24 protein-coding genes and 2 pseudogenes are annotated in these 26,587 nt (G+C 74.5%); 13 read left to right on the top strand and 13 right to left on the bottom strand.

From position 1 onward, the window contains the following. Positions 1–117: 117 nt before the first annotated feature. From GA0070623_RS10200 to GA0070623_RS10180, 5 genes are all read left to right on the top strand, one after another. Positions 118–1,404 (top strand): PQQ-binding-like beta-propeller repeat protein, encoded by a 1,287-nt coding sequence (locus GA0070623_RS10200; RefSeq protein WP_067313729.1) that lies wholly within the window; start codon positions 118–120, stop codon positions 1,402–1,404. Further along, positions 1,401–2,678, top strand: coding sequence for an outer membrane protein assembly factor BamB family protein (locus GA0070623_RS10195; protein ID WP_067313732.1), 1,278 nt, complete (start codon positions 1,401–1,403; stop codon positions 2,676–2,678). Before GA0070623_RS10200 ends, GA0070623_RS10195 begins: the two co-directional genes overlap by 4 nt. Before the next feature lie 147 nt (positions 2,679–2,825). Further along, positions 2,826–3,488 (top strand): response regulator transcription factor, encoded by a 663-nt coding sequence (locus tag GA0070623_RS10190; RefSeq protein ID WP_067313734.1) that lies wholly within the window; start codon positions 2,826–2,828, stop codon positions 3,486–3,488. Between the two features lie 100 nt (positions 3,489–3,588). Next, a complete protein-coding gene (locus tag GA0070623_RS10185) occupies positions 3,589–4,740 on the top strand; it encodes a sensor histidine kinase (RefSeq protein WP_067313736.1) in 1,152 nt (383 codons plus the stop codon). A gap of 164 nt (positions 4,741–4,904) precedes the next feature. Continuing rightward, positions 4,905–5,291 carry a VOC family protein gene (locus GA0070623_RS10180; protein WP_067313738.1) on the top strand — a complete coding sequence of 129 codons (387 nt, stop codon included), beginning with the start codon at positions 4,905–4,907 and terminating at the stop codon, positions 5,289–5,291. A 206-nt stretch (positions 5,292–5,497) separates the two neighbouring features. Here GA0070623_RS10180 and GA0070623_RS10175 read toward each other — a convergent pair whose 3' ends face one another. The 6 genes from GA0070623_RS10175 to GA0070623_RS10150 form a co-directional block, all read right to left on the bottom strand. Then, positions 5,498–6,214, bottom strand: a complete 717-nt coding sequence (locus tag GA0070623_RS10175) for a hypothetical protein (protein ID WP_067307394.1) — start codon at positions 6,212–6,214, stop codon at positions 5,498–5,500. Between the two features lie 120 nt (positions 6,215–6,334). Then, entirely contained in the window at positions 6,335–7,543 is a 1,209-nt protein-coding gene (locus tag GA0070623_RS10170) for a hypothetical protein (protein ID WP_067307397.1), read from the bottom strand. Positions 7,544–7,710: 167 nt separating this feature from the next. Beyond that, positions 7,711–9,777, bottom strand: a complete 2,067-nt coding sequence (locus GA0070623_RS10165) for a 3-hydroxyacyl-CoA dehydrogenase NAD-binding domain-containing protein (protein WP_067307401.1) — start codon at positions 9,775–9,777, stop codon at positions 7,711–7,713. Then, positions 9,774–10,970: a thiolase family protein gene (locus GA0070623_RS10160; RefSeq protein ID WP_067307404.1), complete on the bottom strand. Its 1,197-nt coding sequence runs from the start codon at positions 10,968–10,970 to the stop codon at positions 9,774–9,776. The genes GA0070623_RS10165 and GA0070623_RS10160 overlap by 4 nt, the downstream gene beginning before the upstream one ends. 212 nt (positions 10,971–11,182) lie before the next feature. Then, a complete protein-coding gene (locus tag GA0070623_RS10155; protein WP_067307407.1) occupies positions 11,183–12,499 on the bottom strand; it encodes a ribonuclease D in 1,317 nt (438 codons plus the stop codon). A 248-nt stretch (positions 12,500–12,747) separates the two neighbouring features. Then, complete coding sequence (locus tag GA0070623_RS10150) at positions 12,748–13,320, bottom strand: DUF3000 domain-containing protein (RefSeq protein WP_067307411.1); 573 nt, start codon at positions 13,318–13,320, stop codon at positions 12,748–12,750. 156 nt (positions 13,321–13,476) lie between these two features. Between GA0070623_RS10150 and hemE the strand changes: the two genes are divergently transcribed. The 3 genes from hemE to hemQ are packed head-to-tail and all read left to right on the top strand — an operon-like array spanning position 13,477 to position 16,700. After that, entirely contained in the window at positions 13,477–14,574 is a 1,098-nt protein-coding gene (hemE, locus tag GA0070623_RS10145) for a uroporphyrinogen decarboxylase (RefSeq protein ID WP_067307414.1), read from the top strand. Between the two features lie 3 nt (positions 14,575–14,577). Beyond that, a complete protein-coding gene (hemG, locus tag GA0070623_RS10140) occupies positions 14,578–15,990 on the top strand; it encodes a protoporphyrinogen oxidase (protein ID WP_067307418.1) in 1,413 nt (470 codons plus the stop codon). Continuing rightward, positions 15,987–16,700, top strand: coding sequence for a hydrogen peroxide-dependent heme synthase (hemQ, locus tag GA0070623_RS10135; protein WP_067307422.1), 714 nt, complete (start codon positions 15,987–15,989; stop codon positions 16,698–16,700). The genes hemG and hemQ overlap by 4 nt, the downstream gene beginning before the upstream one ends. A 211-nt stretch (positions 16,701–16,911) precedes the next feature. On the opposite strand, the gene GA0070623_RS10130 is transcribed toward hemQ, so the two are convergent. From GA0070623_RS10130 to GA0070623_RS10120, 3 genes are all read right to left on the bottom strand, one after another. Then, on the bottom strand, positions 16,912–18,027 hold the full coding sequence (locus GA0070623_RS10130) for a lytic polysaccharide monooxygenase auxiliary activity family 9 protein (RefSeq protein ID WP_067307425.1): 1,116 nt from the start codon (positions 18,025–18,027) through the stop codon (positions 16,912–16,914). A gap of 222 nt (positions 18,028–18,249) precedes the next feature. Then, positions 18,250–18,696, bottom strand: coding sequence for a GNAT family N-acetyltransferase (locus GA0070623_RS10125; protein WP_067307428.1), 447 nt, complete (start codon positions 18,694–18,696; stop codon positions 18,250–18,252). 163 nt (positions 18,697–18,859) lie between these two features. Beyond that, on the bottom strand, positions 18,860–19,117 hold the full coding sequence (locus GA0070623_RS10120; RefSeq protein ID WP_067307431.1) for a Prokaryotic metallothionein: 258 nt from the start codon (positions 19,115–19,117) through the stop codon (positions 18,860–18,862). Between the two features lie 157 nt (positions 19,118–19,274). Here GA0070623_RS10120 and GA0070623_RS10115 point away from each other — a divergent pair, with 157 nt between their 5' ends. Beyond that, positions 19,275–19,550, top strand: a complete 276-nt coding sequence (locus GA0070623_RS10115; protein ID WP_067307434.1) for an isoamylase early set domain-containing protein — start codon at positions 19,275–19,277, stop codon at positions 19,548–19,550. Positions 19,551–19,596: 46 nt separating this feature from the next. Here the strand turns inward: GA0070623_RS10115 and msrB are convergent, their stop codons facing one another. Beyond that, positions 19,597–20,007: a peptide-methionine (R)-S-oxide reductase MsrB gene (gene msrB, locus GA0070623_RS10110; RefSeq protein WP_067307437.1), complete on the bottom strand. Its 411-nt coding sequence runs from the start codon at positions 20,005–20,007 to the stop codon at positions 19,597–19,599. Between the two features lie 47 nt (positions 20,008–20,054). Here msrB and ligD point away from each other — a divergent pair, with 47 nt between their 5' ends. Next, positions 20,055–21,086, top strand: a complete 1,032-nt coding sequence (gene ligD / locus GA0070623_RS10105) for a non-homologous end-joining DNA ligase (protein WP_067307441.1) — start codon at positions 20,055–20,057, stop codon at positions 21,084–21,086. Between the two features lie 283 nt (positions 21,087–21,369). Continuing rightward, the gene (locus GA0070623_RS29905) at positions 21,370–21,525 is read left to right on the top strand and encodes a hypothetical protein (RefSeq protein ID WP_157517525.1); all 156 of its coding nucleotides are present in this window, start codon (positions 21,370–21,372) and stop codon (positions 21,523–21,525) included. A 211-nt stretch (positions 21,526–21,736) separates the two neighbouring features. On the opposite strand, the pseudogene GA0070623_RS30945 reads toward GA0070623_RS29905, so the two are convergent. Further along, positions 21,737–21,955 (bottom strand): annotated as a pseudogene (locus tag GA0070623_RS30945) (hypothetical protein); the annotation flags it as partial. A 154-nt stretch (positions 21,956–22,109) separates the two neighbouring features. Between GA0070623_RS30945 and GA0070623_RS29900 the strand changes: the two are divergent. After that, a complete protein-coding gene (locus tag GA0070623_RS29900; protein ID WP_157517526.1) occupies positions 22,110–22,298 on the top strand; it encodes a hypothetical protein in 189 nt (62 codons plus the stop codon). A 412-nt stretch (positions 22,299–22,710) separates the two neighbouring features. On the opposite strand, the pseudogene GA0070623_RS30940 reads toward GA0070623_RS29900, so the two are convergent. Continuing rightward, a pseudogene (locus tag GA0070623_RS30940) lies at positions 22,711–22,794 on the bottom strand (helix-turn-helix domain-containing protein); the annotation flags it as partial. A gap of 130 nt (positions 22,795–22,924) precedes the next feature. Further along, positions 22,925–23,218, bottom strand: a complete 294-nt coding sequence (locus GA0070623_RS10090) for a hypothetical protein (RefSeq protein ID WP_067307445.1) — start codon at positions 23,216–23,218, stop codon at positions 22,925–22,927. A gap of 147 nt (positions 23,219–23,365) precedes the next feature. Here GA0070623_RS10090 and GA0070623_RS10085 point away from each other — a divergent pair, with 147 nt between their 5' ends. After that, on the top strand, positions 23,366–26,545 hold the full coding sequence (locus GA0070623_RS10085) for an FtsX-like permease family protein (RefSeq protein ID WP_067307448.1): 3,180 nt from the start codon (positions 23,366–23,368) through the stop codon (positions 26,543–26,545). Positions 26,546–26,587: the final 42 nt, after the last annotated feature.

Below are 26,587 nucleotides of genomic sequence, written 5' to 3'. Positions count from 1 at the left end.
CCACGACGGGCCATCGTACAGGCGGCGGCGGGCCGTTCCGGTGACCCGGTGCGCGGCGATCCGCGTCCACCGGAGGGGTAACGGTCGGCAGGGCGCGGCGGTCGGGAGAGGGTACGCGTGACGGTCATCGATCTGGGTGAGCTCCGCGACGTCGAGCCGGAGCCGTCCGGTGCCGCACCCCGTGCCGTCGGTCGGCCGCTGCGACTCGCCGCAGTGCTGGCGTCCACCCTGCTGGTGCTGGCCGCCGCCGCGCCGGTGGTGCACCGGGCCGCCTTCGTGCTGCCGGCCCCTCTCGGCACGTCGGTCCTGCTGTACGACGGGGAGGTCTTCCTGCACGACCCGACCGGTGACCCGACCGCCCCGGCCCGGTTGAGCGCCTGGACGATCCCCACCTCCCCCGGGGCGCGGCCGGTGCGGCGGTGGCAGACGTCGGTGCCGGTGACCAGCGGTTCCGGGGCGCTGCGCCGGCACGGTGACGTTCTGCTGCTCAGCGGTGCCACCGGTAGGCCGGACGGGAGGCACCGGACGTTCGCCTACGACCGGGGGACCGGCCGGCTGCGGTGGCAGCGGGCGGGCGGTGGCGAGACGGCGGGATCCGGCCTGCTCTTCACCGAGTACGGTCCGCAGGGGCCGCTGACGGTGCACTCCGTCGACGCGGCGACCGGCCGGGACCGCTGGTCGGTGTCGCTGCCGTCGGCGGCCGTGCTCTACCGGAGCGCGGCCGACGGGGTGGACCGGATCGTGACGGTGCGACCTCCCGACACGGTCGAGGTCTGGGACGCCCGGCGCGGGGTAAAGCTCCACGGTGCACAGCTCGACTACGGCGGTACCCCGTCGGACACCGGCTTCGACGTCGTCGGCGACCTGCTGCTCACCGTCCAGCGGAGTTCCGGCCGGCTCACCGCGTACGGCCTCGACGGGCTGGACCGGCGGTGGCAGGTGCCGTCGACGACGCCGGCCTCCTTCGGCCCGTGCGGGCCGCTGCTCTGCGCCTCCGGCCAGGCCGGCGGGATCCGGGCGCTGGATCCGGCGACCGGGCGGACGGTCTGGCAGGACGCGCGGTGGGAGTTCGCCAGTGATCAACGCGGCGGCCGGGCGGTGGTGAGCAGCCTGGGCCGGGGCGGCTGGCATCCGCTGGTGGTGCTCGACGTCGCCTCCGGGCGGCAGGTCGCCGACCTGGGCACCTGGCAGCTGGTCCAGCCGACCACGCCGGACGGGCGGATGCTCGGCTGGCGGCCGGCGGGGGCGGGCCGGATGACGGTCGCCGACGTGGACGTGGCCGCCGCCACGGTCCGGGTGCTCGACGTGCTGCCGACCGTCTCCGGCGACTGCCGGACCGACGCGGGGCTGCTGCTCTGCCGGCTGGTGGACGGCGCGTTCGGGGTCTGGCGGCTGCCCCGGTGACGGTGATCGACCTGGGTGAGGTGGGTCACCCCGACGAGCCGGCGCCCCGCCCGCCGCGCCGCCCCCGGGTCCGGCGGTCGGTCGGCGGTCCGGTGCCCCTCGTCCTGGTCGGCCTGTTCCTGCTGCTCACCGTGGCCGCCGCGGCACCCGGGCCGACCCGGTTGATCGCGGTGCCGGTGCCGGAGGTGCCGGAGCCCAGCCACCTGGTCGTCGGTGACCTGCTGGTGCTCGCCGACCCGTCGGCCCTCGCGCCGGCCGGCAGCCGGCAGCTCATCGCCGTCGACCTGGCCGACGGGCGGATCCGCTGGCAGGTGGCGCTGTCGCCCCGGCACCAACTGCTGGTGCTGGAGCAGGTGGGCGACGACGTGGCGATCACCACCGACCCGGGTGGCGAACCGGTCTCGATGGTGCTCGACCACGCCGACGGGCGGGCCCGTTGGCGGCAGCCCGGCCGGGCGGTGCCCACCCGCGACGGCGGGCTGCTGCTGGAGGACGTCCACGTCGACCGGGCGGTGGTGCGGGGCGTCGACCCGGCGACCGGCGCGGTCCGGTGGACGGTCAGCACCGGGGCGGCCACCGTCGGCCACCGCACCGGGGTACGCGGCGTCGAGGAACTCGTGCTGGTCACCAGCGCCGGCCGGGCCGAGGCGTACGACGTCGGCACCGGTGTGCGCCGTCTCGACTTCCCGGTGCCGCCCGCCCGGGGCGACCACCACCACCTGGCGCAGCCGGTGGGGGACCTGCTGCTGGTCGACGGGGAACCGGGCCGGGTGGTCGCGTACGACCTGGGGACCGGCCGGCGGCGCTGGGACACCGCCGTCCCGGGACCGGGCAGCGGGTACGCCTACGCCTGCGGTGACGCCGTCTGCCTCGACGCGTCGGCCGGCACCCGGGTGCTCGACCCGGCGACCGGCGGGCTGCGGTGGTCGGCCGACCGGTGGACGCCGGTCGGGTCGGTGGGCGACCGGCTGGTCGGTGGCAACGCCGACGGCGGCGGACCACGACTGGCCCTGCTCGACGCGGCGACCGGCCGACCGGTGGCCGAGCTGGGTCCGTGGGAGCTGGTGTACCGGTGGCCGGGCACCGCCCCGCTGTTCGCCATCCGCCCGGCCGCCGGGGGCCGGCAGTTGCTGGCCGAGCTGGACCCCGCCGACGGCACTCTGCGGGTGCGGGACGTGCTGCCCGGCCGGTGGGACACCTGTGGGCATCGCCAGGGTGTGCTGGTCTGCTGGCGGCAACGGGACACCCTCGGGGTGTGGCGGCTCCCCGACTGACGGCACCGCGCCGGCCCTGCGTCCACCCCGCTCGGGGCGGGCTGACGGTGGCCGGGCAGTGGCGTTCCCGGCGGGGGACGGTGGTCCTGCGACCAGCCGTTTGGTCGGCGGCGCTAGGTTGTCGGACAGGTCGGCGAGGAGGTCGGGATGCGGGTGCTGGTGGTCGAGGACGAACGGGCGCTCGCCGACGCGATCGTGCGTGGGCTGCGCAAGCGGGGGATGGCGGTCGACGTCGCGTACGACGGGGACGCCGGTCACGAGGCCGCCTTCGTCACCCGGTACGACGTGGTGGTCCTCGACCGCGACCTGCCCGGGATGCACGGCGACCAGATCTGCGCGGAGCTGGCCGCCTCCGGCACCCTCACCCGGGTGCTGATGCTGACCGCCAGCGACACCGTGGCCGACCGGGTGGCGGGGCTGGGTCTCGGCGCGGACGACTACCTGCCCAAGCCGTTCGCCTTCGACGAGCTGGTGGCCCGGGTGCAGGCGCTGGGCCGCCGGGCCACCCCGGCGGCCCCGCCGGTGCTCCAGGTGGGCGACGTGGTGATCGACCCGGCCCGTCGGGTGGTCACCCGGGCCGGGACGCCGGTCGACCTGACGAACAAGGAGTTCGGTGTGCTCAGCGAGCTGGTCAAGGCGCGCGGCGCGGTGGTCTCCAGCGAGGAGCTGCTGGAACGGGTCTGGGACGCCAACACCGACCCGTTCACCACCATCGTCCGGGTCACCGTGCGGACACTGCGCCGCAAGCTCGGTGATCCGCCGCTGATCGACACGGTGGTCGGCGCCGGCTACCGGGTCGTCGGCCGGTGAGGCCGGGGACCGGGCCGGGGCGCGGAGCCCGCCGGCCGCCCGCCGGGGTCGGTGCCGTGGGTGCGGGGAGCGGGCCGGTGCGGCGGGCCGGGGTGCGCTCGTGAGCCGGCGGTTGCGACCCACCCTGCGGTTGCGGTTGACCCTGCTCAACGGGGTGCTGCTGGTCGGGGCCGGGGCGATCCTGGTGACCCTGGCCTGGTTGCTGGTACGGGACGCGCTGCGCCCGACCGACGAGCTGCGGCCGGGCACCACGGTGCTGCTGGCGGACGGGCGTTCGCTGGACGCCGCGGTGTGGCAGCGTCAACTGGTCGACGCCGCCTCGGACGAGTTGCTGGTCAAGGGTCTGCTGGCGTTGTTGGCGATCAGTGTGGTCGGGGTCGCCGGGGCGTACTGGGTGGCCGGCCGTACCCTGCGGCCGTTGCACCAGGTCACCGCGACCGCGCGCCGGCTCGGCGAAACCACGCTCGACCAGCGGATCGGCTGGTCCGGGCCGGACGACGAGGTGGCCGAGCTGGCCCGGACCTTCGACGCGATGCTGGACCGGATCACCGCCGCGTTCGACGCGCAGAAACGGTTCGTCGCCAACGCCTCGCACGAGCTGCGGACCCCGTTGGCGGTGATGCGTACCGAGATCGACGTCACCCTCAGCGACGACGAGGCGGATGCGGCCGAGTACCGCCGGATGGCCACCGTGGTCCGGGACGCCTCGGAGCGCGCCAACGGCCTGGTGGACGCGCTGCTGGTGCTGGCCCGCAGTGAGGCGCAGGCCGGTCGACGGCTGGCCCGGCGGACGGAGTGTGACCTGGCCACCGGCACCGCCAACGCGTTGTCCGCGATGTCCCGGGAGGTGGAGCGGATCGGGCTGCGGGTGCAGTCCTCGCTGCGACCGGCCCCGGTCACCGGCGACCCGGGCCTGCTGGACCGGCTGGCCGGGAACCTGATCGAGAACGCGGTGCGCTACAACCACCTGCACGGCAAGCTCTGGGTGCGTACCGACACCGACGGGCGTTCCTCCTGGCTGGTGGTGCGCAACACCGGCTTCGAGGTGGACCAGGCCGACGTGCCGGGCCTGTTCGAGCCGTTCCGGCGGGGTGGGCGGGAACGGACCGGGGCCCGGGGTTCCGGGCTGGGGCTGTCGATCGTCCGGGCGGTCTGCGACGCGCACGGTGGGACCGTCCGGGTGGTGGCGCAGAAGGGCGGTGGTCTGGAGGTGACCGTCACCCTGCCCTCGGCCGACCAGGCCCCCGGCTAACCGGCTTGCCGACCGGCCGTCCGCCTGCGACGATTCCCGGGTCGGCCCGGATCCAGGAGCGGAGGTGCGGTTGATGTCCACCATGACCCGTCCCGCGCCCCGCCCCGCCCGCCGCTGACACCGCACGTCCACGGGGCGCGTCCCACTGCTGCGGAGGCAGAACCGTGAGCGTACGAATCCACAACATCAGCATCGACTGCCGGGACACCTATGCCCTGTCCGGCTTCTGGGCGCAGGTCTTCGGGTGTCCCCGCCAGCCCGACGACCTCCCCGGCGACCCGGAGGCCATGCTCCTGCCCGAGGGCGGCCCGGAGGTGCTCTTCCTGGCCGTGCCGGAGGGGAAGACGGTGAAGAACCGGCTGCACCTCGACCTGGAGCCGGTGGACCGGACCCGGGACGAGGAGGTCGAGCGGCTGCTGGCCGTCGGTGCCGTCCACATCGACGACCAGCGTCGGCCAGACGGCACCGGCTGGGTGGTGCTGGCCGATCCGGAGGGCAACGAGTTCTGCGTGCTACGCAGCGCCGCCGAGCGGGCCGCCACGACCGGCTGAGGCCGCCGCCCCCGCCCATCTGCGGGGACGGCACAGGCCCCCGCCCACCGGCGGGCTGACGGCACAGGCCCCCGCCCACCGGCGGGCTGACGGCACAGGCCCCCGCCCACCGGCGGGCTGACGGCACAGGTCCCGGCCCACCGGGCTGACGGCACAGGCCCCGCCCACCGACCGGTGGGCGGGGCCTGTCGGCCGACCGGGGTGGGTCAGCCCTTCTTCTCGATCTGCCCGCGCATCGTGACGAACTCGGACTTCAGGTCGGCGGCCGACTTGTAGTACTGCACGATCAGGCCGACGCTGCCCTTGTCGGCCCAGACGCAGACGCCCAGCGGGACGCCCTCGCTCTTGCCGTCGCCGCACCGGGCGTCGCCACCGAGCGGGCCGGCGTCGACGCCGGCCATGTTGGTGACGTTCAGTTCGGTGGTGATGCCCGCGACGGCGTCGTCCAGCTCCTTCTTCGGGTCGGCCATCACGCCGGACGCGGCGGCGATCATCAGCAGGTCCTGCTTGGTGGGGTCGCCGTAGAAGGCACCGGCGGTGCTCGTCTCGCCCTGCACGGACTTCTTCATCTCGGTGACCAACCCGTCGGCGACCGCCTTCAGGGCCGGGTCGGTGACCTGCGGGCGGCCGGCGAGGGTGGCGGGGGCGGAGACCGTCGTGTTGGCGGCGTCCACCACCTCCTTGACGTCGTCCTTGAGGGCGAAGGCGGCGATGGCGGCACCGCCGAGGCAGAGCACCAGCAGCACCGCGAGCACGATCAGCACGATCTTGCCGGTGGACCGCTTCTTCGCCGGGGCGGCGGGCGGCGGACCCGCGTACTGCGGCACGCCGACGCCGTCCGGCTGCTGCGGTGACGGGTGACCGCCCTGCGGCGTACCGCCGTCCGGAGCGGAGGCGTACGGGCTGGTCGGGGGCTGGGACATCAGGTCTACTCCAGGATTTCGTGGGTGAGGCCGGATGATCTTAGCCAGGGCGACCGACATCCGCCGCTCCACCGGACGCCGCCCGCCGCGCCGTCGCCCGTCGCTCCGCCGGACGCGGGATCAGTCCCGCTTCTCGATCTGGCCCCGGATGGAGGCGAACTCGGACTGCGCCTTGGCCGCCGAGGAGAAGTACATGACGATCATGCCGACGCTGCCGTGGTCGGCCCACACGCAGACGCCGAGCGCGATGCCGGACGCCTTGCCGTCACCGCACTTGGCCACCCCGCCCAGCGGACCGGGCTCGATGGTCGACATCTTGGTGACCGCCAGCGAGGTGCCCAGCCCCTTGACCGCGTCGTCCAGCTCCTGCTCCGGAAGGATGACCGGCCCGGACGCGCCCGCCATCATCACCATGTTGCGGCTGGCCGCGCTGCCGTAGAAGGCGCTCACCGCGCCGGTCTCGTTGCGTACCTCGGACTTCATGTCGCGGACCATCTGGTCGGCGATCCGACGCAGCTCCGGGTCGGTGCTCTTGGCCCGGCCACCGAGGGTGGACGGCGTCACCAGCCGGATCGGGCCGGGGTCGTCGACGTCCTCGGACGGGGTGGGCTCGGGGGTCGGGCTGTCCGTCTCGACGGGGGTGGGGGTCGGGCTGGGCGAGGTCGCCACGGTGGGCGAGGGCGTCGGGTCGGCCTTCTTGTCCTGGTCGTCGCCGAGCGCGACCCAGACGAGACCGCCACCGCCGAGGCAGAGCACCAGCAGACCGACCAGCCCGAGGGTGAGCAGTAGCGGCGCCTTCGACCGCTGCGGGGCCGGGCCGAACGGCGCACCGGCGAAGGCGGGGTACTGCTGCTGCGCCGGATCGGGGTAGCCGCCCGGGTAGCCGGGCTGCGGGGCACCCGGGTAACCGGGCTGCTGTGGGGCGCCCGGGTAGCCGGGCTGCGGGGCTGCGGGGTAACCGGGCTGCGGGGCACCCGGGTAGCCGGACGCCCCGGGGTAGCCGGACGACGGGGCGCCGGGCGGACCCGACTGCGGCACACCGGGGTAGCCGCCGCCCTGGCCCGGATCCGACTGCGGCCAGCCGCCGTACTGCGGGCCGGGGTAGGCCTCGGCCGGGGGCCCGGACTGCGGGTCGACCGGCCACCCGCCGGGCTGGCCGGAGGGGGTCGACGGGTACGGCGTGGTGGGCCAGCCACCGCCCGCCGGCGGGGTGTGCTGGCCGCCGGACGGGGTGGGGGTGTGCGGACCGTCGGACGGGGGCGGGTAGTGACCGGTGGGCGAGCCGTGCTCCGGCTGCCCGGACCAGGGATCGACCGGCGGTGTGGTCATCAGATCAGCTCCAGGCGAGGGTGAGAACGCGTGATCGTAGCCAGCCGGGGCCCGGCCGTGCAGCCCCCCGAGTCTGACGAGGGTACGCAAACGACGATCGCGGTGGCCACGATAGTCCCGGGGGAGGACATCGTCGGCCACCGCGATCGCGGGGGAGCGGGGAGGGTTCAGGCGGGCAGGCCGGCGACCCCGTGGGGCAGGAAACGCCGGCCGGTGACCCGCTCGGCGGTGCCGGTCCGGTCCAGGTAGGGGGTGATCCCGCCCAGGTGGAACGGCCAGCCGGCACCGAGGATCAGGCACAGGTCGATGTCCTGCGCCTCGGCGACGACCCCCTCGTCGAGCATCAGCCGGACCTCCTGCGCCAGGGCGTCGAGCGCGTTCTGTCGCACCTGCTCGCCGGTGAGCGGCCGGTCACCGACCACGAGTAGCTGGGCCACCTCGTCGTTGATCCGGTCTTCGACAACGATCGGTCGGCCCGAGTCGGCGATCCGGCGGAGGTTCTCGCTGACCGGGTACCGGTCCGGGTAGGCGGCGTGCAGGGTGCCGCCCACGTGGTAGGCCACCGCCGGCCCGACCAACTGGAGCAGGGCGAGCGGACGCATCGGCAGGCCCAGCGGGTCCAGCGCGCTGTTCGCCACGTCCAGCGGGGTGCCCGCGTCGACGGCGGCGAACACGGTGCCCAGGAAGCGGGTGAGCAGCCGGTTGACCACGAACGCCGGGGCGTCCTTCACCAGCACCGACGACTTCTTGAGCTGCTTGCCCACGGCGAACGCGGTGGCCAGGGTGGCATCGTCGGTCCGCTCGCCCCGGACGATCTCCAGCAGCGGCAGCACGGCGACCGGGTTGAAGAAGTGGAAGCCGACCAGCCGCTGCGGGTGCTCCAGCTCGGCGGCCATCGCGGTGATCGACAGCGACGAGGTGTTGGTGGCGAGCACCGCCTCCGGCGAGACGATCTTCTCCAGCTCGGCCCAGACCTGCTTCTTGACGTCCAGGTCCTCGAAGACCGCCTCGATGACGAAGTCGGCGTCGGCGAAGGCGGACTTGTCGACCGAGCCGGAGACCAGGCCGTACAGCTTGGCGGCGGTGCCCTTGTCCATCCGGCCCTTGCTGACGGCCTTCTCGATCTGGGTGTGCACGTAGCCGACGCCGGAGTCCACCCGCGACTGGTCCAGGTCGGTCAGGACCACCGGCACCTGGAGACGGCGGGCGAACAGCAGCGCGAGCTGGCTGGCCATCAGGCCGGCACCGACGATGCCGACCTTGGTGACCGGCCGGGCCAGGCCCTTGTCCGGTGCGCCGGCCGGCCGCTTGGCCCGCCGCTGCACCAGGTCGAAGGCGTACAGGCCGCTGCGCAGCTCCTCCGAGAAGATCAGGTCGGCCAGCGCCTCGTCCTCGGCGGCGGTGCCGGTGGCGAAGTCGGCGTCCTTCGCCGTCTCCAGCAGGTCCAGCGCCTTGTACGCGGCCGGGACCGCGCCGTGCAGCCGCTGGTCGAGGGTCTGCCGGGCGAAGTACAGCACGCCCGCCCACATGTCCTTGTCGACCTCGGGGCGGGTGACGGTGACCTCGCCCCGGACCACCCCGGCGGCCCACTCCAGGGAGCGCTCCAGGAAGTCGGCCGGTTCCAGCAGGACGTCGGCGATGCCCAGCTCGGCGGCCTGCTTCGGCTTGAGCATCTTGTTCTGCGTCAGCGGGTTCTGGAGGATCACCTGGGTGGCGGCGGGGATGCCGATCAGGTTGGGCAGCAGTTGGGTGCCGCCCCAACCGGGGACCAGGCCGAGGGAGACCTCGGGCAGGGCCAGCGCCGCCGCGCCGCCGGAGAGCGTCCGGTAGTGGCAGTGCAGGGCCAGCTCCAGGCCGCCGCCCATCGCCGCGCCGTTGACGAAGGCGAAGGTGGGCACGGCGGCGTCCCGGAGCCGGGCGAAGACCCGGTGGCCGAGCCGGCCGATCTCCAGCGCCTGCTCCCGGTCGGCCAGCGCGGGCAGGCTGGTGATGTCCGCGCCGACGCAGAAGATGTACGGCTTGCCGGTGACCGCCACGAAAGCCGGGTCCGCGGCCAGCGCGGCGCTGATCGCCTCGTCGAGGCTGGCCAGCCCGGCCGGGCCGAAGGTGTTCGGCTTGGTGTGGTCGAGGCCGTTGTCCAGGGTGATCAGGGCGGCGGGCCGGTCCAGCCCCGGCACGGTCACCTGACGCAGCAGCGCCCGGGTGACGACCTCGTTCGGTGCGCTGAGGCTCATTTGTCTGCACCCTCCCAGTTGGGGTTCTCCCAGATGACCGTGCCGCCCATGCCGATGCCGATGCACATGGCGGTGAGGCCGTAGCGCACCTCGGGGTGCTCGACGAACTGCCGGGCGAGCTGGGTCATCAGCCGTACGCCGGAGGAGGCGAGCGGGTGACCGATGGCGATCGCGCCGCCCCACGGGTTGACCCGGGGGTCGTCGTCGGCGATGCCGAAGTGGTCGAGGAAGGCGAGCACCTGCACGGCGAACGCCTCGTTCAGCTCGAACAGGCCGATGTCGTCGATGCTCAGGCCGGCGATCCGCAGCGCCTTCTCGGTCGACGGGATCGGGCCGACCCCCATCACCTCGGGCTCGACCCCGACGTAGCCGTACGACACCAGCCGCATGGCGACCGGCAGGCCCAGCTCACGGGCGGTGGCCTCGTCGGCGAGCAGGCTGGCGGTGGCGCCGTCGTTGAGCCCGGCGGCGTTGCCGGCGGTGACCCTGCCGTGCGGGCGGAACGGGGTCTTCAGGGTGGCCAGCTTCTCCAGCGAGGTCTCCCGGGGAGCCTCGTCGGCGGTGGCCAGGCCCCAGCCGCCCTCGTCGTCGCGGATCGCCACCGGCACCAGGTCGGCCTGGAGCCTGCCGTCGGCGTACGCCTTGGCGGTCTTGACCTGCGAGGCGAGCGCGAACGCGTCGGCGCGCTCCTTGGTGACGTGCGGCACCCGGTCGTGCAGGTTCTCCGCGGTGGCCCCCATCACCAGGGCGGACGGGTCGACCAGCTTCTCGGCGACGATTCGCGGGTTGGGGTCGACGCCCTCGCCCATCGGGTGCCGGCCCATGTGCTCGACGCCACCGGCGATGGCGATGTCGTACGCGCCCATGGCGATGCCCCCGGCGACGGCGGTGACGGCGGTCATCGCGCCGGCGCACATCCGGTCGACGGCGAAGCCCGGGACGGTCTTGGGCAGCCCGGCCAGCAGGGCGGCGGTGCGGCCGATGGTGAGGCCCTGGTCACCGATCTGGGTGGTGGCGGCGACGGCCACCTCCTCGACCCGCTCCGGGGGCAGCTGGGGGTTGCGGCGCAGCAGCTCACGGATGCAGCGGATCACCAGATCGTCGGCGCGGGTGTTGGCGTACATGCCACCCGCCTTGCCGAACGGGGTACGGACACCGTCGACGAAGACGACGTCCCGAACTTCTCGGGGCACTTGGAGCCTCCTTATCGACCACGACCCGGCCGACGCGCCGCGGGGGCGGCGCGGGCCGGGTGAGGGTCGGCCGGCACTGGCGTTTCCCGAGGAATGCTACTCGCCAGTAACCACAGCCGTCACCACCCCCGGTGTGGCCCACCCCACACTCGCGGGCGGGGTGCGCCGGTGGTGGCGGCGCACCCGGGTCGCCGGCGGTGCGGGGCGGTGGCTCAGGCCCGGGGCGCGGGCAGCAGCGCCTCGGCGAGCGCGGGCAGCAGGAGCGAGAGCTGCCACCGGCGCGCGCCGTAGCCGCGCAGCACCTCGGTGACGGTGTCCACGGTGATCTCTTCGGGGGGCTGCCAGGCCAGCCGGCGGACCGAGTCGGGGGTGATCAGGTTCTCCGGGGGGAGCCGGTGCTCACCGGCGACCCGGACCACCACCTCGCGGCAGCGGGCCAGCCGACCGGCCGCCACCGGGTCGCGCTCGGCCCACCGGTGCGGCGGGGGCGGCCCCTCCACCGTCGGGGTGACCGGCAACGCGTCTTCGGTCAGCTGGCGGGCCTCGTCGAGCGCGGTCAACCAGGACCGGGCCAGCCGGCGCACCGACCGGCCGCCGAACCCGGGCAGGGTCAGCAGGGTCTTCTCGTCCTTCGGGTCCAGCTCGGCGGCGGCGATGATCGCCGAGTCGGGGAGCACCCGACCGGGCGCGGCGTCCCGGCGGACGGCGATCTGGTCCCGGGCGTACCACAGCGCCCGGACCCGGGCCTGTGCCCGTGCCCCGCGTACCCGGTGGATGCCGGAGGTCCGCCGCCACGGCTCCGCCCGCACCCGTGGCGGCCGGGCCGACCAGGCGATCAGCGCGGCGAACTCCTCCGCCGCCCACGGGGACTTGCCCTGCGCGTCCAGCTCCGCGTCCAGCGCGTCCCGCAGGTCGACCAGCATCTCCACGTCCAGCGCGGCGTACGTCAGCCACGACTCGGGCAGCGGCCGGGTGGACCAGTCCGCCGCCGAGTGGTGCTTCTCCAGTGTGTAGCCGAGCAGCTGCTCGGTCAGCGCGGCCAGGCCGACCCGCTCGAAGCCGGCCAGCCGGGCGGCCAGCTCGGTGTCGAACAGCCGGCGCGGGCGCAACCCCACCTCGGCCAGGCAGGCGAGATCCTGGCTGGCGGCGTGCAGCACCCACTCGGTGTCACCGATGGCCTCGTCGAGGGTGCTCAGGTCGGGCAGCGGCAACGGGTCGATCAGCGTGGTGCCGGCCCCGGCCCGGCGGAGCTGCACCAGGTAGGCCCGCTGGCTGTAGCGGTAGCCGGAGGCGCGCTCGGCGTCCAGGGCCACCGGACCGGAGCCCGCCGCGAAGCGGGCCACGACCTCTGCCAGCTCGGCGGAGGTCGCCACCGGCTGAGGGGTGCCGTCGCGGGGCGCGGTCAGCGGAACGGGCCCGCCGGTGGGCTGCTCGGTGCCCGGGTCCGCCGGCTCCGTGGGGGCCGGGGGCGGAACGTCTGCCGTGCGGCTTTCGGCGGCCCGACGGCGCAGGGGTGGTTCGTCGGTCACCTGGCAACCCTAGTGCGCCGGGGCGACAAGGTGTGCGCAGCCGGTCCGGTGTGTGTCGTCCCGGTGTCCGGTAGTGGGCCGGACAGCACGGACACCCACCTCGCGCCCGGGACATTCGTTCTGGCCCGGGACGTCCGCCCGGTGCCCGGGACATCTACTTGTGGCCGGGCGTGTCGCACGAGCGGGTGGTCGGGAATCCGGTCCGCCGGACCGTCCCCGGGCGGCGTCGCCCGGCGGCCCGGAGGCGGTCAGGCCGCGCCGGCCGGACGGCGCTCGGAGAGCGCGGTGACCCCGGGCGGCGGCAACCCGGCGGTGGAGGCGAGCAGGGCGCACCAGGCCGACAGGTGGGCGGCCAGGTCGTCGCCGAGCGGCGTCCAGGAGGCCCGGATCTCCACGTCCCCGGCGGCGGGCGGCCCGGCCAACTCGCCGAACCGGGTCGACACCGTCTGGGTGACCGTGCCACCGGCCGCCCGGTACCGGGCCTCGTAGGCCTCCAGCGCGTCGGTGAGCCAGGTCCAGCCGACCCCCGGCAGCAGCGGATCGGCGGCCAGGTCGACCTCCAGCTCGGCGGTCACGTAGGTGACCAGCCGCAGGGTGCCCTGCCAGGCGTCGTGCCCGGCCGGGTCGTGCAGCAGGATCAGCCGTCCGTCGGCCACCTCGTCCTGGTCGCGCAGCACGGTGGCGGAGAGGGCGAACGCGTACGGGGCGAGCCGCTGCGGAGCGCCGACCTCCTCCAGGACGATCTCCTCCCGGGGGGTGACCGACCGCAGGCCGGCGACCGCGCGGGCGAACGTCTCCGGGAGCGCGATCGGGGGGGCCATGACCGGCAGCCTATGCCGCCGCGTCGCCGCCTGCCCGGACGGCACGCCGAAGCGGCAGCCGGTCGACGCGGCTCGACCGCCGACCGGGCGGGGCGCGGGTCACAAAAGGCGGCGCTGCCCGTCCGTGTCGACCGGATGCGTGGCACGATTGCGGTGATGACCATCGACACCACGGGCACTGCCGCCCGAGACGGAGAATCCCGCCGGGGCGGGCCAGCCGACTCGACCTTCGTCCGGGCCTGCCGCCGGGAGTCCGTCGGGCATACCCCGGTCTGGTTCATGCGCCAGGCCGGCCGGTCCCTTCCGGAGTACCGGGAGATCCGGGCCAACGTGGGGATGCTCGACTCCTGTCGCCGGCCGGACCTGGTCGCCGAGATCACCCTGCAACCGGTCCGCCGGCACGGCGTGGACGCGGCGATCCTGTTCAGCGACATCGTCGTCCCGGTCGCCGCGGCCGGCGTCGACCTGGACATCGTCGCCGGGACCGGGCCGGTGGTCGCCGAGCCGGTCCGTACCGCCGAGGACGTGGAACGGATCCACCGGATCGACCGCGCCGACGTGTCCTACGTGGACGAAGCCGTCCGGCTGCTCGTCGCCGAGCTGGGCGACACCCCGCTGATCGGCTTCGCGGGCGCCCCGTTCACCCTGGCCAGCTACCTGGTCGAGGGCGGGCCGTCGCGTACCCACGCCAGGACCAAGGCGATGATGCACGGCCAACCCGAGCTGTGGCACGCGCTCTGCGCCCGGCTCGCCGAGGTGACCCTGGCGTTCCTGCGGGTCCAGGTCGACGCCGGGGTCTCCGCCGTGCAGCTCTTCGACTCGTGGGCCGGCGCGCTGTCCGAGGCCGACTACCGCCGGTTCGTGCTGCCGCACTCCACCACCGTGCTGTCCGGGCTCGCGGGCACCGGGGTGCCCCGGATCCACTTCGGGGTGGGCACCGCCGAGCTGCTCGGCGCGATGGGGGAGGCCGGGGCCGACGTGGTCGGGGTGGACTGGCGTACCCCGCTGGACGTGGCGACCCGCCGGATCGGTCCGGACCGCGCGGTGCAGGGCAACCTCGACCCGACCGTGCTGTTCGCCCCCTGGCCGGTGATCGAGGCCGAGGTCCGGCGGATCGTCGAGCAGGGCCGGGCCGCCCCCGGTCACGTGTTCAACCTCGGTCACGGCGTGCTGCCGGAGACCGACCCCGAGGTGCTGACCCGGGTGGTCGCGCTGGTGCACGAGGTCTCCGCGCACCGGGCCGAGCAGGGCTGAGCGGTGCGGGCACGGCCATGGCGGGTGGCGGTGGTCGGCGGCGGGATCACCGGCCTGGCGGCCGCGGTCCGGCTGCGCGACCGCGCCCCCGCCGGCACCGAGATCACCGTGTACGAGCAGTCCGGCGTGCTCGGTGGCAAGCTGCGCACCGGTGAGCTGGCCGGTCGACCGGTGGAGTTCGGTGCGGAGTCGTTCCTGATGCGGGATCCGGCCGGCGGCGAGTCCGCCGCGGTGACCCTGGTCCGCCGGCTCGGCCTGGCCGGGCGGATCGTCCACCCCACCGTCGGGCAGGCCGCGCTGGTGGTCGACGGGGAGCTGCGCCCGGTGCCGGGCGGCACGCTGGTCGGCGTACCCGGGGATCTGGCGGCGGTGGCGGCGGTCGCCGAGCCCACGGCGGACGCCGACCGCGACGGCGGCCGGCCGCTGCTCGACGCCGACCAGGACGTCTCGGTCGGCGCGCTGGTCCGGGCCCGGTTCGGCGACCAGGTGGTGCAGCGGCTGGTCGACCCGATGCTCGGCGGCGTCTACGCCGGCCGGGCCGACGACCTGTCCCTGGTGACCACCATGCCGGCGCTGGCCCGGACGGCCCGGGTGGAACACACCCTGGTCGGCGCGGTCCGGGCCGCGCAGGCCGCCGCGCCCCGCGCGCCCGGCGCACCGGTCTTCGGCACCCTGGCCGGCGGGCTGGGCACCCTGGTCGAGGCGGCGGCCACGGCCAGCGGTGCGACGATCCGTCGCAACGCGGCGGTCCGTGAGCTGACCCCCACCGGCGACGGCTGGCGGCTCACCGTCGGGCCGACCCGCGACCCCGAGCAGGTCGAGGCGGACGCGGTGCTGCTCACCGTGCCGGCCCGGCCCGCCGCCCGGCTGCTCGCCGGGTTCGCCGCGGCGCAGGCGGCGACCGTCGGCGGGTTGGACTACGCCAGCGTCGCGCTGGTCACCCTGGCGCTGCCCGAGCCGGCCCTGCCCCGGCTCTCCGGCTTCCTGGTGCCGGCCACCGAGGGGCTGCTGATCAAGGCGTCCACCTTCTTCACCACCAAGTGGGGGCACCTGGCCGCGCCGGACGGGCTGGCCCTGGTCCGCGCCTCCGTCGGCCGGTACGGCGAGGAGACCTCGCTCCAGCTCACCGACGACGACCTGCTCGCCACCGTGCACCGGGAGCTGACCCGGGTGCTCGGGGTGGCGCTGCCCGCGCCGGTCGCCGGTCACGTGCAGCGCTGGGGTGGCGCGCTGCCCCAGTACCCGCCCGGCCACACCGACCGGGTGGCCGCCGTCCGGGCGGCGCTGCGCGCGTCGCACCCCACGCTGGCGCTGGCCGGCGCGGGTTTCGACGGGGTCGGCATCCCGGTCTGCGTCCGCTCCGGCGAGAGCGCGGCCGGGGAGATCATCGAAGCACTGGGAGGATCGGGTCCATGACCGAGCAGAGCACCGAGCAGACCAACGCGGCCCGGCTCAGGGAGCTGAACGCCACCGTCCGCTACACCATGTGGTCGGTGTACCGGGCCACCGGTGCGCTGCCGGCGCTGCGGGAGAACGTCACCGGTGAGGTGGAGTCGCTCTTCGAGGAGCTGGCCGGCAAGGACGTGGTGGTCCGGGGCGTGTACGACGTGGCCGGGCTGCGCGCCGACGCGGACGTGATGATCTGGTGGCACTCGTCGTCCAGCGACGCCCTCCAGGACGCCTACCTGCGGTTGCGCCGCACCACCCTAGGCCGGGCGCTGACCCCGGTGTGGTCGCAGTTGGCACTGCACCGGCCGGCGGAGTTCAACAAGAGCCACATCCCGGCGTTCCTCGCCGACGAGGCCCCCCGCCCCTACCTGTGCGTCTACCCCTTCGTCCGCTCCTACGAGTGGTACCTGCTGCCGGATGCGGAGCGGCGGGAGCTGCTGGCCGAGCACGGCAAGATGGCGCGCGGCTACCCGGACGTGCGGGCCAACACGGTGGCCTCGTTCGCTCTCGGCGACTACGAGTGGATGCTCGCCTTCGAGGCCGACGAGCTGCACCGGATCGTCGACCTGATGCGGGACCTGCGCGCCTCCGGAGCGCGCCGGCACGTCCGCGAGGAGGTCCCGTTCTACACCGGCCGGCGTCGCTCGGTCGCCGACATCGTCAACTGCCTGGTCTGACACCTGCCCTGCCCTGCCCTGCCCTGCCCTGCCCTGCCCTGCCCCGCCTTGCCCCGCCCCGCCTTGCCCCGCCCTGCCCTGCCCCGCCCGGTCGGTCGGGTCGCGGTGCCCGGGCGGTCATGATCGTGCCCGATCATGGAAATAGTGGCCTCCCGCCGCGCGGGAGGCCACTATTTCCTTGTTGTTGCGTGTGCTGTGCTGTGCCGACCGGTCAGACGGTCGCGGTGCAGACCGGGGTCGGGCTGGTGCCGCTGGTGCCCGAGGCGAGGAAGCCGAAGGTGGTCTTCCCGCCGGCGGCCAACGCGCCGTTGTAGTTGACGTTGCGGACGGTCACCGCAGACCCGCTGCTGGTCAGCGTGGCGTTCCACGCCTGGCTGATCTGCTGGCCCCCGGAGTACGTCCAGTTCACCGTCCAGCCCTTGATCGCCGAGTTGCCGGCGGTCACGTCCACCTCACCCTGGAACCCGCCGTTCCAGGTGGAGGTCACCCGGTAGGTCGCGGTGCAACCACCGGTCGCCGGCGGCGTGGTCGGCGGGACGGTGGTGGGCGGCGGGGTGGTCGGCGGCGCCGTGGTGGGCGGCGGGGTGGTCGGCGGCGCGGTGGTGGGCGGCGGGGTGGTCGGGTTGGTGCCGCCACCGAAGTCCACGTCACTGCACAGGTAGTACGACTGGTCCAGGTGGCTGGCCTGCCACACGGTGTAGACGATGTGCCGACCGGTACGACCCGGCGCGTTCACCGGGATCTGGATCGACACGCCGCCGGTGTCCTTGTCCCACTGGGAGGCCGGCGTGTTGCCGATCTGCCCGGCCAGCTCCAGGTTGCTCCAGCCCAGGGGCGTGGTCAGCGCGTTGAAGCCCTGCTTGGTCACGTAGACCCGGATGTAGTCGGCCCCGTGGCTGGCCTGGTCGAAGAACTTCAGCCGGAAGCTGTTCGCCACCGACGTGGTCTTCCAGGCGCCGAGGGTGTCCAGGGCGTTGTAGCGGCCGTTCTGCGTGCGGCCGCCGCTGCACAGCTGGCCGTTCGGGATGGCGCCCTGGTGGTTGCCGGCGACACCCTCCCGGAACAGGCCGTTCCAGTTCCACATGGCCTGCGGGTCGGCCTGCCAGGCCTGCCAGCACATCGGGTCCTCGGTGGCCATTCTCGGGTTCTGGAACTCGGCGCCCCAGCGCTCCCAGCAGCTGTAGGCGCGGAACCCGGGGTTCACCACCGCGCCGTGCGCGGACGCCGAGTTGGCCAGGGCGGTGGTGAGCAGCAGCGCGATGATCGCGCCGACGGTGAGCAGCGACCCCGCGATGGCGGTGGGTCGTCTGCGTAGGACGGTGGACATGGAGCCTCCGAGGTGAGGGGTCGGTCGAACGACGCCCGGACGGCCAGGAGTTGCCCCTCCCGTGCCTGCTGTGCGGCTCCCACGACGGCTACTCACGCAGGCTTGCACAAGAAAGAGTTATCCGTCAATGTCAGGGTGAGGGTGGCGGGCCGTCCCCCGGTGCTCCCGTGCGCTCCCGCCCGGTCCTACGCCGCGCCGTCTCGTCCCCCGGTCGTGGACCGGTCAGCTCTCCCGGCGCATCGGCAGGTGCGGGATGCCGTCCTCGACGTACTCCGGCCCGGTCACCGTGAAGCCGTGCCCGGCGTAGAAGCCGGCCAGGTGGGCCTGCGCCGCCAGCACGCACGGCCGGTCGCCGACCAGCCGGAGCGCCTCGGTCATCAACCGGCCGGCGAGACCGCCGCCCCGGGCCGTCGGGGCGACCACCACCCGACCGATCCGCGCGACGCCGCCCGGGTCGGCCAGGATCCGCAGGTACGCCAGGACGACGCCGTCGCGGGCCAGCCAGACGTGCCGGGTGTCCGGCTCGACGTCCCGACCGTCCAGCTCCGGGTACGGGCAGTCCTGCTCCACCACGAACACGTCGATGCGCAACCGCAGCAGGTCGTGGAAGGTGTACGGGTCCAGGTCGGCGAACCGGGCGACCTGGACGTCGACGGGGTGCGGTGCCATCCCGCGATGGTAGGCGGACCCGCTCCGGCAGTCGTGACGGGCTGGCTCGGTCGTGACCGTGACGGGCTGGGGCGGTCGCAACGGGGCTGGCTCGCAACGGGGCTGGCTCGTGACGGGCTGGCTGGGCCGTGACGGGCCGGGTCGGTCGCCCGGTCGGGTCAGGTCAGGCCGGGCGGGCGCCGACGGCGTCGCGGATCTCGGCGCCCAGGGCCTCCACCGCGCGGGCGCAGTGCGCGCAGCAGAAGAACCGGCCGCCGACCTCCACGCCGTGCCCGATGATCTTCACGTCGCAGTGTTCGCAGATCGGCGCGAGCTTGTGCGCCGCGCACTCGAAGGAGTCGAAGGTGTGCACGTCACCGCTGACCGTACGCACCTCGAACGCCATCCAGTAGTCGTTGCCGCAGACCTCACAGGTAGCCACCTGTCGTACCCCCCGATTCGGAACCATTGCCCCCCAGCGTGCGGCAGACGGCGGCAGTCCGGGGCGAAATGCCCCAGGTTGATCGGTTCGGACGGCGTTTCGCCCCGGCGTGTCGGGCGTTGGACCCGGTAGGACGCCTCGACCCCGGGAGGATCACGTGATCAAGCGCAGCAAACTCTTCGGCACCCAGACCCGGGTCACCTTCTGCCTGCCCCGGGACACCCCGCCCGGCCCGGTCAGCGTGGTCGGCTGCTTCAACGACTGGCAGCCGGGCCGGCACGAACTGGTGGCCCGCCGGGACGGCACCCGTACGGTGACCGTCCGGCTCGGCCCCGGCGAGCACCGGTTCCGCTATCTCGGCACCGGGGGTGTCTGGCTCGACGACTCCTCCGCCGACCGGGTGGACGACGAGGGCAGCCTGCTGCTGCTCTGACGCCACCGGCCGGCTCCGCCGTACCCGGTTCGGCCCTGCTGACGGCTCAGCCCTGCTGCGGCTCCAGGCGGATCGACACCGAGTTGACGCAGTGCCGGGTGTCCTTCGGGGTGAAGCCCTCGCCGTGGAAGACGTGCCCCAGGTGGCTGTCGCAGCGGGCGCAGCGGATCTCGGTGCGGACCATCCCGAGGCTGCGGTCCTGGATCTCCTTGACCCGGCCCGGGATGGCGTCGTCGAAGCTCGGCCAGCCGCAGTGCGAGTCGAACTTGGTGTCGCTGGAGAACAGCTCCAGCCCGCAGGCCCGGCAGTGGTAGACGCCGGGGGTCTTCGTGTCGACGTACTCGCCCGTCCAGGGGCGCTCGGTGCCGGCCTCGCGGAGCACCCGGAACTCCTCCGGGGTCAACCGGACCCGCCACTCGTCCTCGGTGCGGGGCAGCTCGTTCTCGTCAAGACTCACCCGTCAACCGTACGTCGGATGTCGGGGGCATCGCATATGGTCGCGCCATGGCGAAGGCGACGGCGACCGAGGTCGAGGTGGCCGGGCGGACGGTCCGGTTGAGCAGCCCGGATCGGGTGATCTTCCCGGAGCGCGGCTTCACCAAGGCCGACGTCTTCCACTACTACCTGGCGGTCGGCGACGGCATCATGCGCGCCCTGGCCGACCGGCCGACCACCCTGCAACGCTTCCCCGACGGCATCGAGGGGGAGGCCTTCTACTCCAAGCGGGTGCCCACCCGGGGGGTGCCGCCGTGGGTGCGGACGGTCGGCATCACCTTCCCCAGCGGGCGGGGTGCCGACGAGCTGCGCCCGACCGACCTCGCCCACGTCGCGTGGGCCGCGCAGATGGGCACCGTGGTGTTCCACCCCTGGCCGGTGCGGGCCGCCGCCGTCGACCACCCCGACGAGCTGCGGGTGGATCTCGATCCGCAGCCCGGCACCGACTTCGCCGACGCGGCCACCGCCGCCGCCGAGCTGCGCGGCATCCTCGCCGAGCTGGGCGTCACCGGCTGGCCGAAGACCTCCGGCGGCCGTGGGCTGCACGTCTACCTGCGGATCGCCCCGCGCTGGACGTTCACCGAGGTCCGCCGGGCCACCATCGCGCTGGCCCGGGAGCTGGAACGGCGTCGCCCCGAGCTGGTCACCACCGCCTGGTGGAAGGAGGAGCGCGGGCAGCGGGTCTTCGTCGACTACAACCAGATGGCCCGGGACCGCACCATCGCCTGCGCGTACTCGCTGCGCGCCAACACCCGGGCCACCGTCTCCACCCCGGTCGGCTGGGACGAGCTGCCCGACGTCGACCCGGACGACTTCGACCTGCGTACGGTGCCGGCCCGGCTGGCCGAGCGGGGTGACCCGCACGCGGGCATCGACGACGTGTCGTTCGACATCACGCCCCTGCTCGACTGGGCGGACCGGGACGCCGCGGACGGGCTGGGCGACCTGCCCTATCCACCGGACCATCCGAAAATGCCCGGGGAGCCGAAACGGGTCCAGCCGAGCCGGGCGAAGCGTCCGGCGGGCGATCCCGCCGACTGAGCCCGGAATGCCGGCGGTCGTCGTTATCCCGACGTGCCGCCAGGGGGTGCGAATCGTGTGCGTACGATGCCACTCCCACGTGTGAAAATTGCTTTCCTCCGCACTCTTTCCGGTACTGATGATTGCGCTCGTACCGTTGTCGCGCCTACGGTCGAATATGAAAGGTGGGCTGCGCGGAAGGTGGCTGCACTCGTATGACCAGGGCATATGCCCTCGGTCAATGGTGGGGTCGACCGGCTCCGACGCATCCGACCGGGCACGCGTACCGGACAGGGGTTTCACCATGGCGGCCACGACGAGGAAAACGCAGCGGATCGGCGGAACCCGGGGCCAGCATTCGGTGATCCTGGAATACCTCAAGATCCTGCCGGCCGTGCTCACCGGGGTGGCGGCGGTGCTCGTCGCGCTCACCGGACTGCTGACCCTGCTCGTCAAATAGCTTCCGGAACCCGGTCGTCCCCACGATCCCCACTCGCGGCCGGTGTGGGCATCCGGTCGGCTTCGGCCTCGGATCGGCATTCCGCTCCAGGGTGGGTTTCAGGTCCCGGAGCGGGTTCCGGTTCGTGTTCCGGGCTCGGGCCCGGGTTGCGGCCCGGGTTCGGACCGTGCTCGTCGGCTGGCGTGGGTGCGCTCGCGGCTCGGGCGGGTGGCCGGGCCGTCCAGGCCAGGAAGCGGTCGAACAGTTCCGTCGGGGACGGGGCCGGGTGCGGGTTGAGCCGCACCAGGTCGGCGGTGGCCTCGAACAACTGGCTGGCCAGGTAGATCGAGAGCGCCACCCGGTCCCGTCGGTACTCCCTGGTCAGTAGTAGTCGGGCGGGTTGGCACGGCCAGGGTGCGGCACACGTCCGGCACCGCCAGAGCGGACGCATCGGCTGGTGGGCGGCCCGGGGCCGTGGCTTCCGGTCATGAACAGGCGAAAGGTTCGGCTTGGTCACCACGCCATCGTCGTGCTGTTCGTTGTCTGTGTCAACAGTCTGCGTAGTTGTCGGAGTCGAGTGGGCTTCATGCTGCCATCGTCAACCTGTGGACCTCGTTGGCGTGTCGGAGATCAGGACGATGCTCGGGAACGTCTCCCGGCAGCGCGCGTCCGTGATCGCCAACCAGCGGAACTTCCCGGAACCCGTAGCCGTGCTGGCGATGGGCAAGGTCTGGCGGAAGGCCGACGTCGAGGCGTGGATCCGCGAGCACCGACCGGAGCTGACGAAGGACTGAGCGGGCCGACTACGACGAGCGACGCGCCGTCACCCGGTAGGTCGGTGACGAGTACCCACTGCCCGGACCGCTCACAGAGGTTCACGATGCTGTCGATCGGTGCGGTCCCCAGGCCGGTTTCCTGTCGTAGCCACCGGGCGGCAGTCCGCCCGTCGGCTTCGGACGCCACCGTGCCGGGGTACCGCAGTGGTGGTCCGCTGCGCAGCACGCCGAGGTCGACGAGTTGCTGCACGTTGTGCAGCCACTGCACCAGAGCGATCTCCAGCCGTTCGGACGATCGGGCGGCCGCGGTGTCGGTCTCTTCGGTCAACAGGGCGGTCCGGTGCGACAGCACCGCTGGTCGGGGCTCGATCAGGTATTCCATGGACACCTTGAGCATGCGGGACAGGCGGGCCAGCTCGACGCCGTCCAGGCGTCGGGTGCCGGCCTCGATCTTGGCGAGCATGGTTCGGTCGAGGCCCACCCCGTCGGCGAGCTCCTGCTGTGACACGCCCATCGACAGGCGGGCCAGCCGTACCTGCTCACCGATGCGACGCCAGTCCTGCTGCTCCCCGGCCATGGTGCGATAATCGCACGTCTCGAGTCGGAGCGGGGCGACGTCGCGGTTTGCCCTCGAGGTGGCCCGGTCAGCGGCCGGCGGCGATCGCCTCGACCGCCTCCTTGGCGGTACGCAGATCCGTGCCGGTCGCCTCCCGGTACGCCTTGATCGCCTTGATCTTGTCGCCCCGGGCCAGGTGTTCCCGCACCCCGGGCAGCGCCGGCCCCCGGTCCACGATGCCGAGATGATCCATGATCAGCCGCTGCCGCCGCTCGATCTCCGTCAGCCGGAACGACACGGCGCCGCGGTCGTCCCGGCGGGGGAACTGCGCCAGCAGGGCCAGCACGAGGGCGACGGTCGACAGGACGAGCGCGGTTTCCATGCCGCCGATCCCACCAGATCACCACCGGCCGGCCAACCAGGGGGCGTCAGAGTAACGATCACGTAACGGGTGCCAACCTTTCCCGTCGGGTCGGCGCTCTTGCTCTCCGTCGGCCCGACCCGGGGCCGGTCCCGGGGAGGCGACACGATGAAGCTGGTGTGGAGGCGGGCCCGCGAGGCCCGCGGCCTGCTGCTCGCGGCGGTGGCCGCCGCGCTGGTCGCGGTCGCCCTGGTCACCGGGCTGGCCGACTACAACCGGCGGGCCGTCGACGCCGGCCAGCGGGCGCTGGTCACCGCCGCCCCCGTCGAGGAACGCAGCCTGCTGGTCAGCGGCTCCGGCGGGCGCGACACGGCCGAGTACGCCGACCGGGACCGGGCCGTCCGGGACGGGTTCCGCACCGCCCTCGCGGGCACTCCGATCCGGGTGGTCGCCGCCCGCTATGGCACCGGCCGGGAACTCACCGGCGACCTCGGCCCCGTCGTCCGCACCGGAACCGACCCGATCTTCGCCACCCTGGCCACCCTGGACGACCTGCCCCGGCACGCCGACCTCGTCGACGGCGGCTGGCCGACCCCCGGGGCCGGCCCGCTCCAGGCCACCCTGCCGGAGAGGGCCGCCGGTGCGCTGGGCCTGAAGGCCGGCGACCGGGTGCCGATGCGCGACCGCAGCGCCGACCGGCGTACCGAGGTGCTGATCTCCGGCACCTGGCGGCCCCGCGACCCGGCCGACCCGTACTGGCGGCTCGCCCCCGGGCTCGGCACCACCGCGGAGGCCGACGCCGCCCACGGGCCGTTCGTGCTCGATCCGGCCGATTTCGCGGCCACCTTCCCCGGCTCGGTCTCCGCCGCCTGGGTGGTCGCCCCCGACCTGGCCGCCGTCGGGGCGGACCGGCTGCCCGCGCTGCGCCGGGCGATCACCACCGCCGCGACCGAGGTCCCCGAGGCGGCCGGGCTGGGCTCCTCCGCGCAGGCGGTGACCGCGCTGGACCGGCTGATCGACCGGATCGGCCGGGCCGACCTGGCCGGCCGCTCGGCCCTGGCCACCCCGCTGCTGCTGATCGTGGTCCTCGGCGGGTACGCGCTGGTGCTGATCGCCGCCCTGCTGCACGAGGACCGCCGCGCCCAGACCGCCCTGCTGCGGGCGAGAGGCGCGGCCCGCCGCCAACTCGCCGGCCTGGCCGCCCGGGAGGCGACCCTGGTGGTCGTCCCGGCCGCCCTGCTCGGGCCGCTGCTCGCCGGTGGGGCGCTGCACCGGCTCGCCGCCGACGGTCCGGTCGACCTGGCCGGCGCCGGCCGTGGCGGGGTCTGGGCGGTGGCGTTGGCCACCGCCGTCGGCTGCCTCGTCGCCATGGTCGCGCCCACCCTGCGGGGCGCGGACAGCTACGTGGGCGACCTGGCCGCCCGGTCCCGGCCCGACCGGACCGGCACGATCAGCCGAGCCGGCCTCGACCTGGCCCTGGTCGCCTTCGCCGTGCTGGCCTGGGTGCAGCTGCGGAGTTACTCCTCCCCGCTGGCCGGTGCCGGCAACGACCTCGGCGTCGACCCGCTGCTGGTGGCCGCCCCGACGCTCGGGGTGCTGGCCGGAGCCGTGGTGGCGCTGCGGCTGCTCCCGCCGGCCACCCGGTTCGCCGAGCGGTTCGTCGACCGGCGACCGTGGACCGCGACCATCTTCGGGATGTGGCAGGCCGGTCGGCGTCCGCACGCCGGACCGGTGCTGCTGCTCGCCCTCGCCGTCGGCGGCAGCACCCTGGCCTGGTCCCTCGTCGCCACCGGGGAACGGTCCCAGACGGACCAGGCCGACCACACCGTCGGCGCGGACCTGCGGCTGGTCGAGCGCACCGGGGTCGCCCCCGTCGACCGGGCCGCCGCGCTCGCCGCGCTGCCCGGAATCGACCGGGCGCTGCCGGCCTGGCGGGACGACGTCCGGGTCGGCCGGGACGACCGGCAGGCCACCGTGCTGGGCCTGGACACCGCGCACGCTGCCGACGTGGTGACGTTCAGCGACCGGCTCGCCGACCGGCCCGCCCGGGAGCTGTTCCCCCCGCTGGCCGCCGCCCGGGGACCGGCCGCCGGGGTGCCGCTGCCGGCCGCCGCCGGCCGCCTCGCCGGTACCGTCCGCACCCCCGTCGCGCAGCCGGTCGGCCCGCACCGGATCGCGGTGGCGGTGCTGCTCACCCGCGACGACGGGCTGGCCTACCGGCTGCCGGCGGCCAGCGCCGGCAGCGACGGGCGGGCCGTCGCGTTCACCGTCGACCTGCCGGCCGGCGGCGGGCTGCGCCTGGTCGGCTTCGAGGCCGACGGCGGGGACGCGGCCGGCAGCGGATACGCGCTCCAGGTACGCGACCTGCGCGCCGTCGGCCCGGACACCCGGTCGACCCCCGTCGCGCTGACCGGCCGGTGGCGGGTGGTCGCCGCCGAACCCGCCGAGCAGAGCACCGTCACGGTCACCGGTGCCGGGCTGACCGCCGACCACCAGGTCGGGCTCGTCGCGGGCGGCCGGTACGCGTTCCAGCCGTCGTCCCGCTTCGCGGTGGTGCCGGACGGCCCGAACGCCGCCGTGCCGGCGCTGATGACCCCGGCCGTGCGGGCCGCGCTCAACGTGCGCCCCGGGGAGACCGTGGTGCTGGCGCTGTCCGGGGTGTCGCTGCCGGTCCGGCTGGTCGGCGAGGTGACCGCGCTGCCCGCCACCGCCGGGGACGGGGTGCTGCTCGACCTGCCCGCCGCGACCGACTGGCTGATCCGCGACTCCGGCACCGTCCGGCCGGTGCCCGAGTGGTGGCTGCGGGTCGACCCCGCCGGCCGGGCCGAGGCGACCCGGGCCGCCGCGGCGCTGCCCGCGGTGACCCTGCTGGACCGCCGGCAGGCCGCCGTGGTGGCCGCCGCCGACCCGTACTGGCAGGGCGCCCGGACGGGGCTGCTCGCCGCCGCCCTCGGCTCGGTGCTGCTCGCCCTGGTCGGCCTGGTGGTGGACGTCTGGGCCACCGCCCGGCACCGGGTCGGCGAGTTCGCGGTGCTGCACACCCTCGGCGCGTCACCCGGGCTGCTGGCGCGGGCGCTGCTCGCCGAGCAGACCTTCCTGGCCGGGATCGGCGTCGGGGTCGGCCTGCTGCTCGGCGCGGCCGTCGGGGCCACCATGGCGCCGCTGGTGGTGCTCACCCCGGCCGCCGGGCGGCCGGTGCCCGAGCCGGTGTTCGCCCTGGCCTGGACCCCGATCGGGGTGACCGTGGCCGGGCTGCTGCTGGCCGCGCTGGCGGGCAGCGCGGTGATGGCCGCCGGCCTGCGGCAGCGGGTCGCCGTCGCCCGGCTGCGCGGCGGGGACGACCGGTGAGGACACCGACGACCGGGCCGCCGCGCCCGGGGGAGGACCAGC

The sequence above is a fragment of the Micromonospora rifamycinica genome (assembly GCF_900090265.1).
GTDB lineage: Bacteria > Actinomycetota > Actinomycetes > Mycobacteriales > Micromonosporaceae > Micromonospora > Micromonospora rifamycinica.
This window is presented reverse-complemented; position numbering and strand designations above follow the sequence as displayed.

Bases quoted from the DNA above. Each gene is read 5' to 3' on its own strand.
- GA0070623_RS10190 (WP_067313734.1), top strand. From the start codon at position 2,826: ATGCGGGTGCTGGTGGTCGAGGACGAACGGGCGCTCGCCGACGCGATC.
- GA0070623_RS10175 (WP_067307394.1), bottom strand. From the start codon at position 6,214: ATGTCCCAGCCCCCGACCAGCCCGTACGCCTCCGCTCCGGACGGCGGT.
- GA0070623_RS10170 (WP_067307397.1), bottom strand. From the start codon at position 7,543: ATGACCACACCGCCGGTCGATCCCTGGTCCGGGCAGCCGGAGCACGGC.
- GA0070623_RS10165 (WP_067307401.1), bottom strand. From the start codon at position 9,777: ATGAGCCTCAGCGCACCGAACGAGGTCGTCACCCGGGCGCTGCTGCGT.
- GA0070623_RS10150 (WP_067307411.1), bottom strand. From the start codon at position 13,320: ATGGCCCCCCCGATCGCGCTCCCGGAGACGTTCGCCCGCGCGGTCGCC.
- hemE (WP_067307414.1), top strand. From the start codon at position 13,477: ATGACCATCGACACCACGGGCACTGCCGCCCGAGACGGAGAATCCCGC.
- hemQ (WP_067307422.1), top strand. From the start codon at position 15,987: ATGACCGAGCAGAGCACCGAGCAGACCAACGCGGCCCGGCTCAGGGAG.
- GA0070623_RS10130 (WP_067307425.1), bottom strand. From the start codon at position 18,027: ATGTCCACCGTCCTACGCAGACGACCCACCGCCATCGCGGGGTCGCTG.
- GA0070623_RS10125 (WP_067307428.1), bottom strand. From the start codon at position 18,696: ATGGCACCGCACCCCGTCGACGTCCAGGTCGCCCGGTTCGCCGACCTG.
- ligD (WP_067307441.1), top strand. From the start codon at position 20,055: ATGGCGAAGGCGACGGCGACCGAGGTCGAGGTGGCCGGGCGGACGGTC.
- GA0070623_RS29905 (WP_157517525.1), top strand. From the start codon at position 21,370: ATGGCGGCCACGACGAGGAAAACGCAGCGGATCGGCGGAACCCGGGGC.
- GA0070623_RS10090 (WP_067307445.1), bottom strand. From the start codon at position 23,218: ATGGAAACCGCGCTCGTCCTGTCGACCGTCGCCCTCGTGCTGGCCCTG.
- GA0070623_RS10085 (WP_067307448.1), top strand. From the start codon at position 23,366: ATGAAGCTGGTGTGGAGGCGGGCCCGCGAGGCCCGCGGCCTGCTGCTC.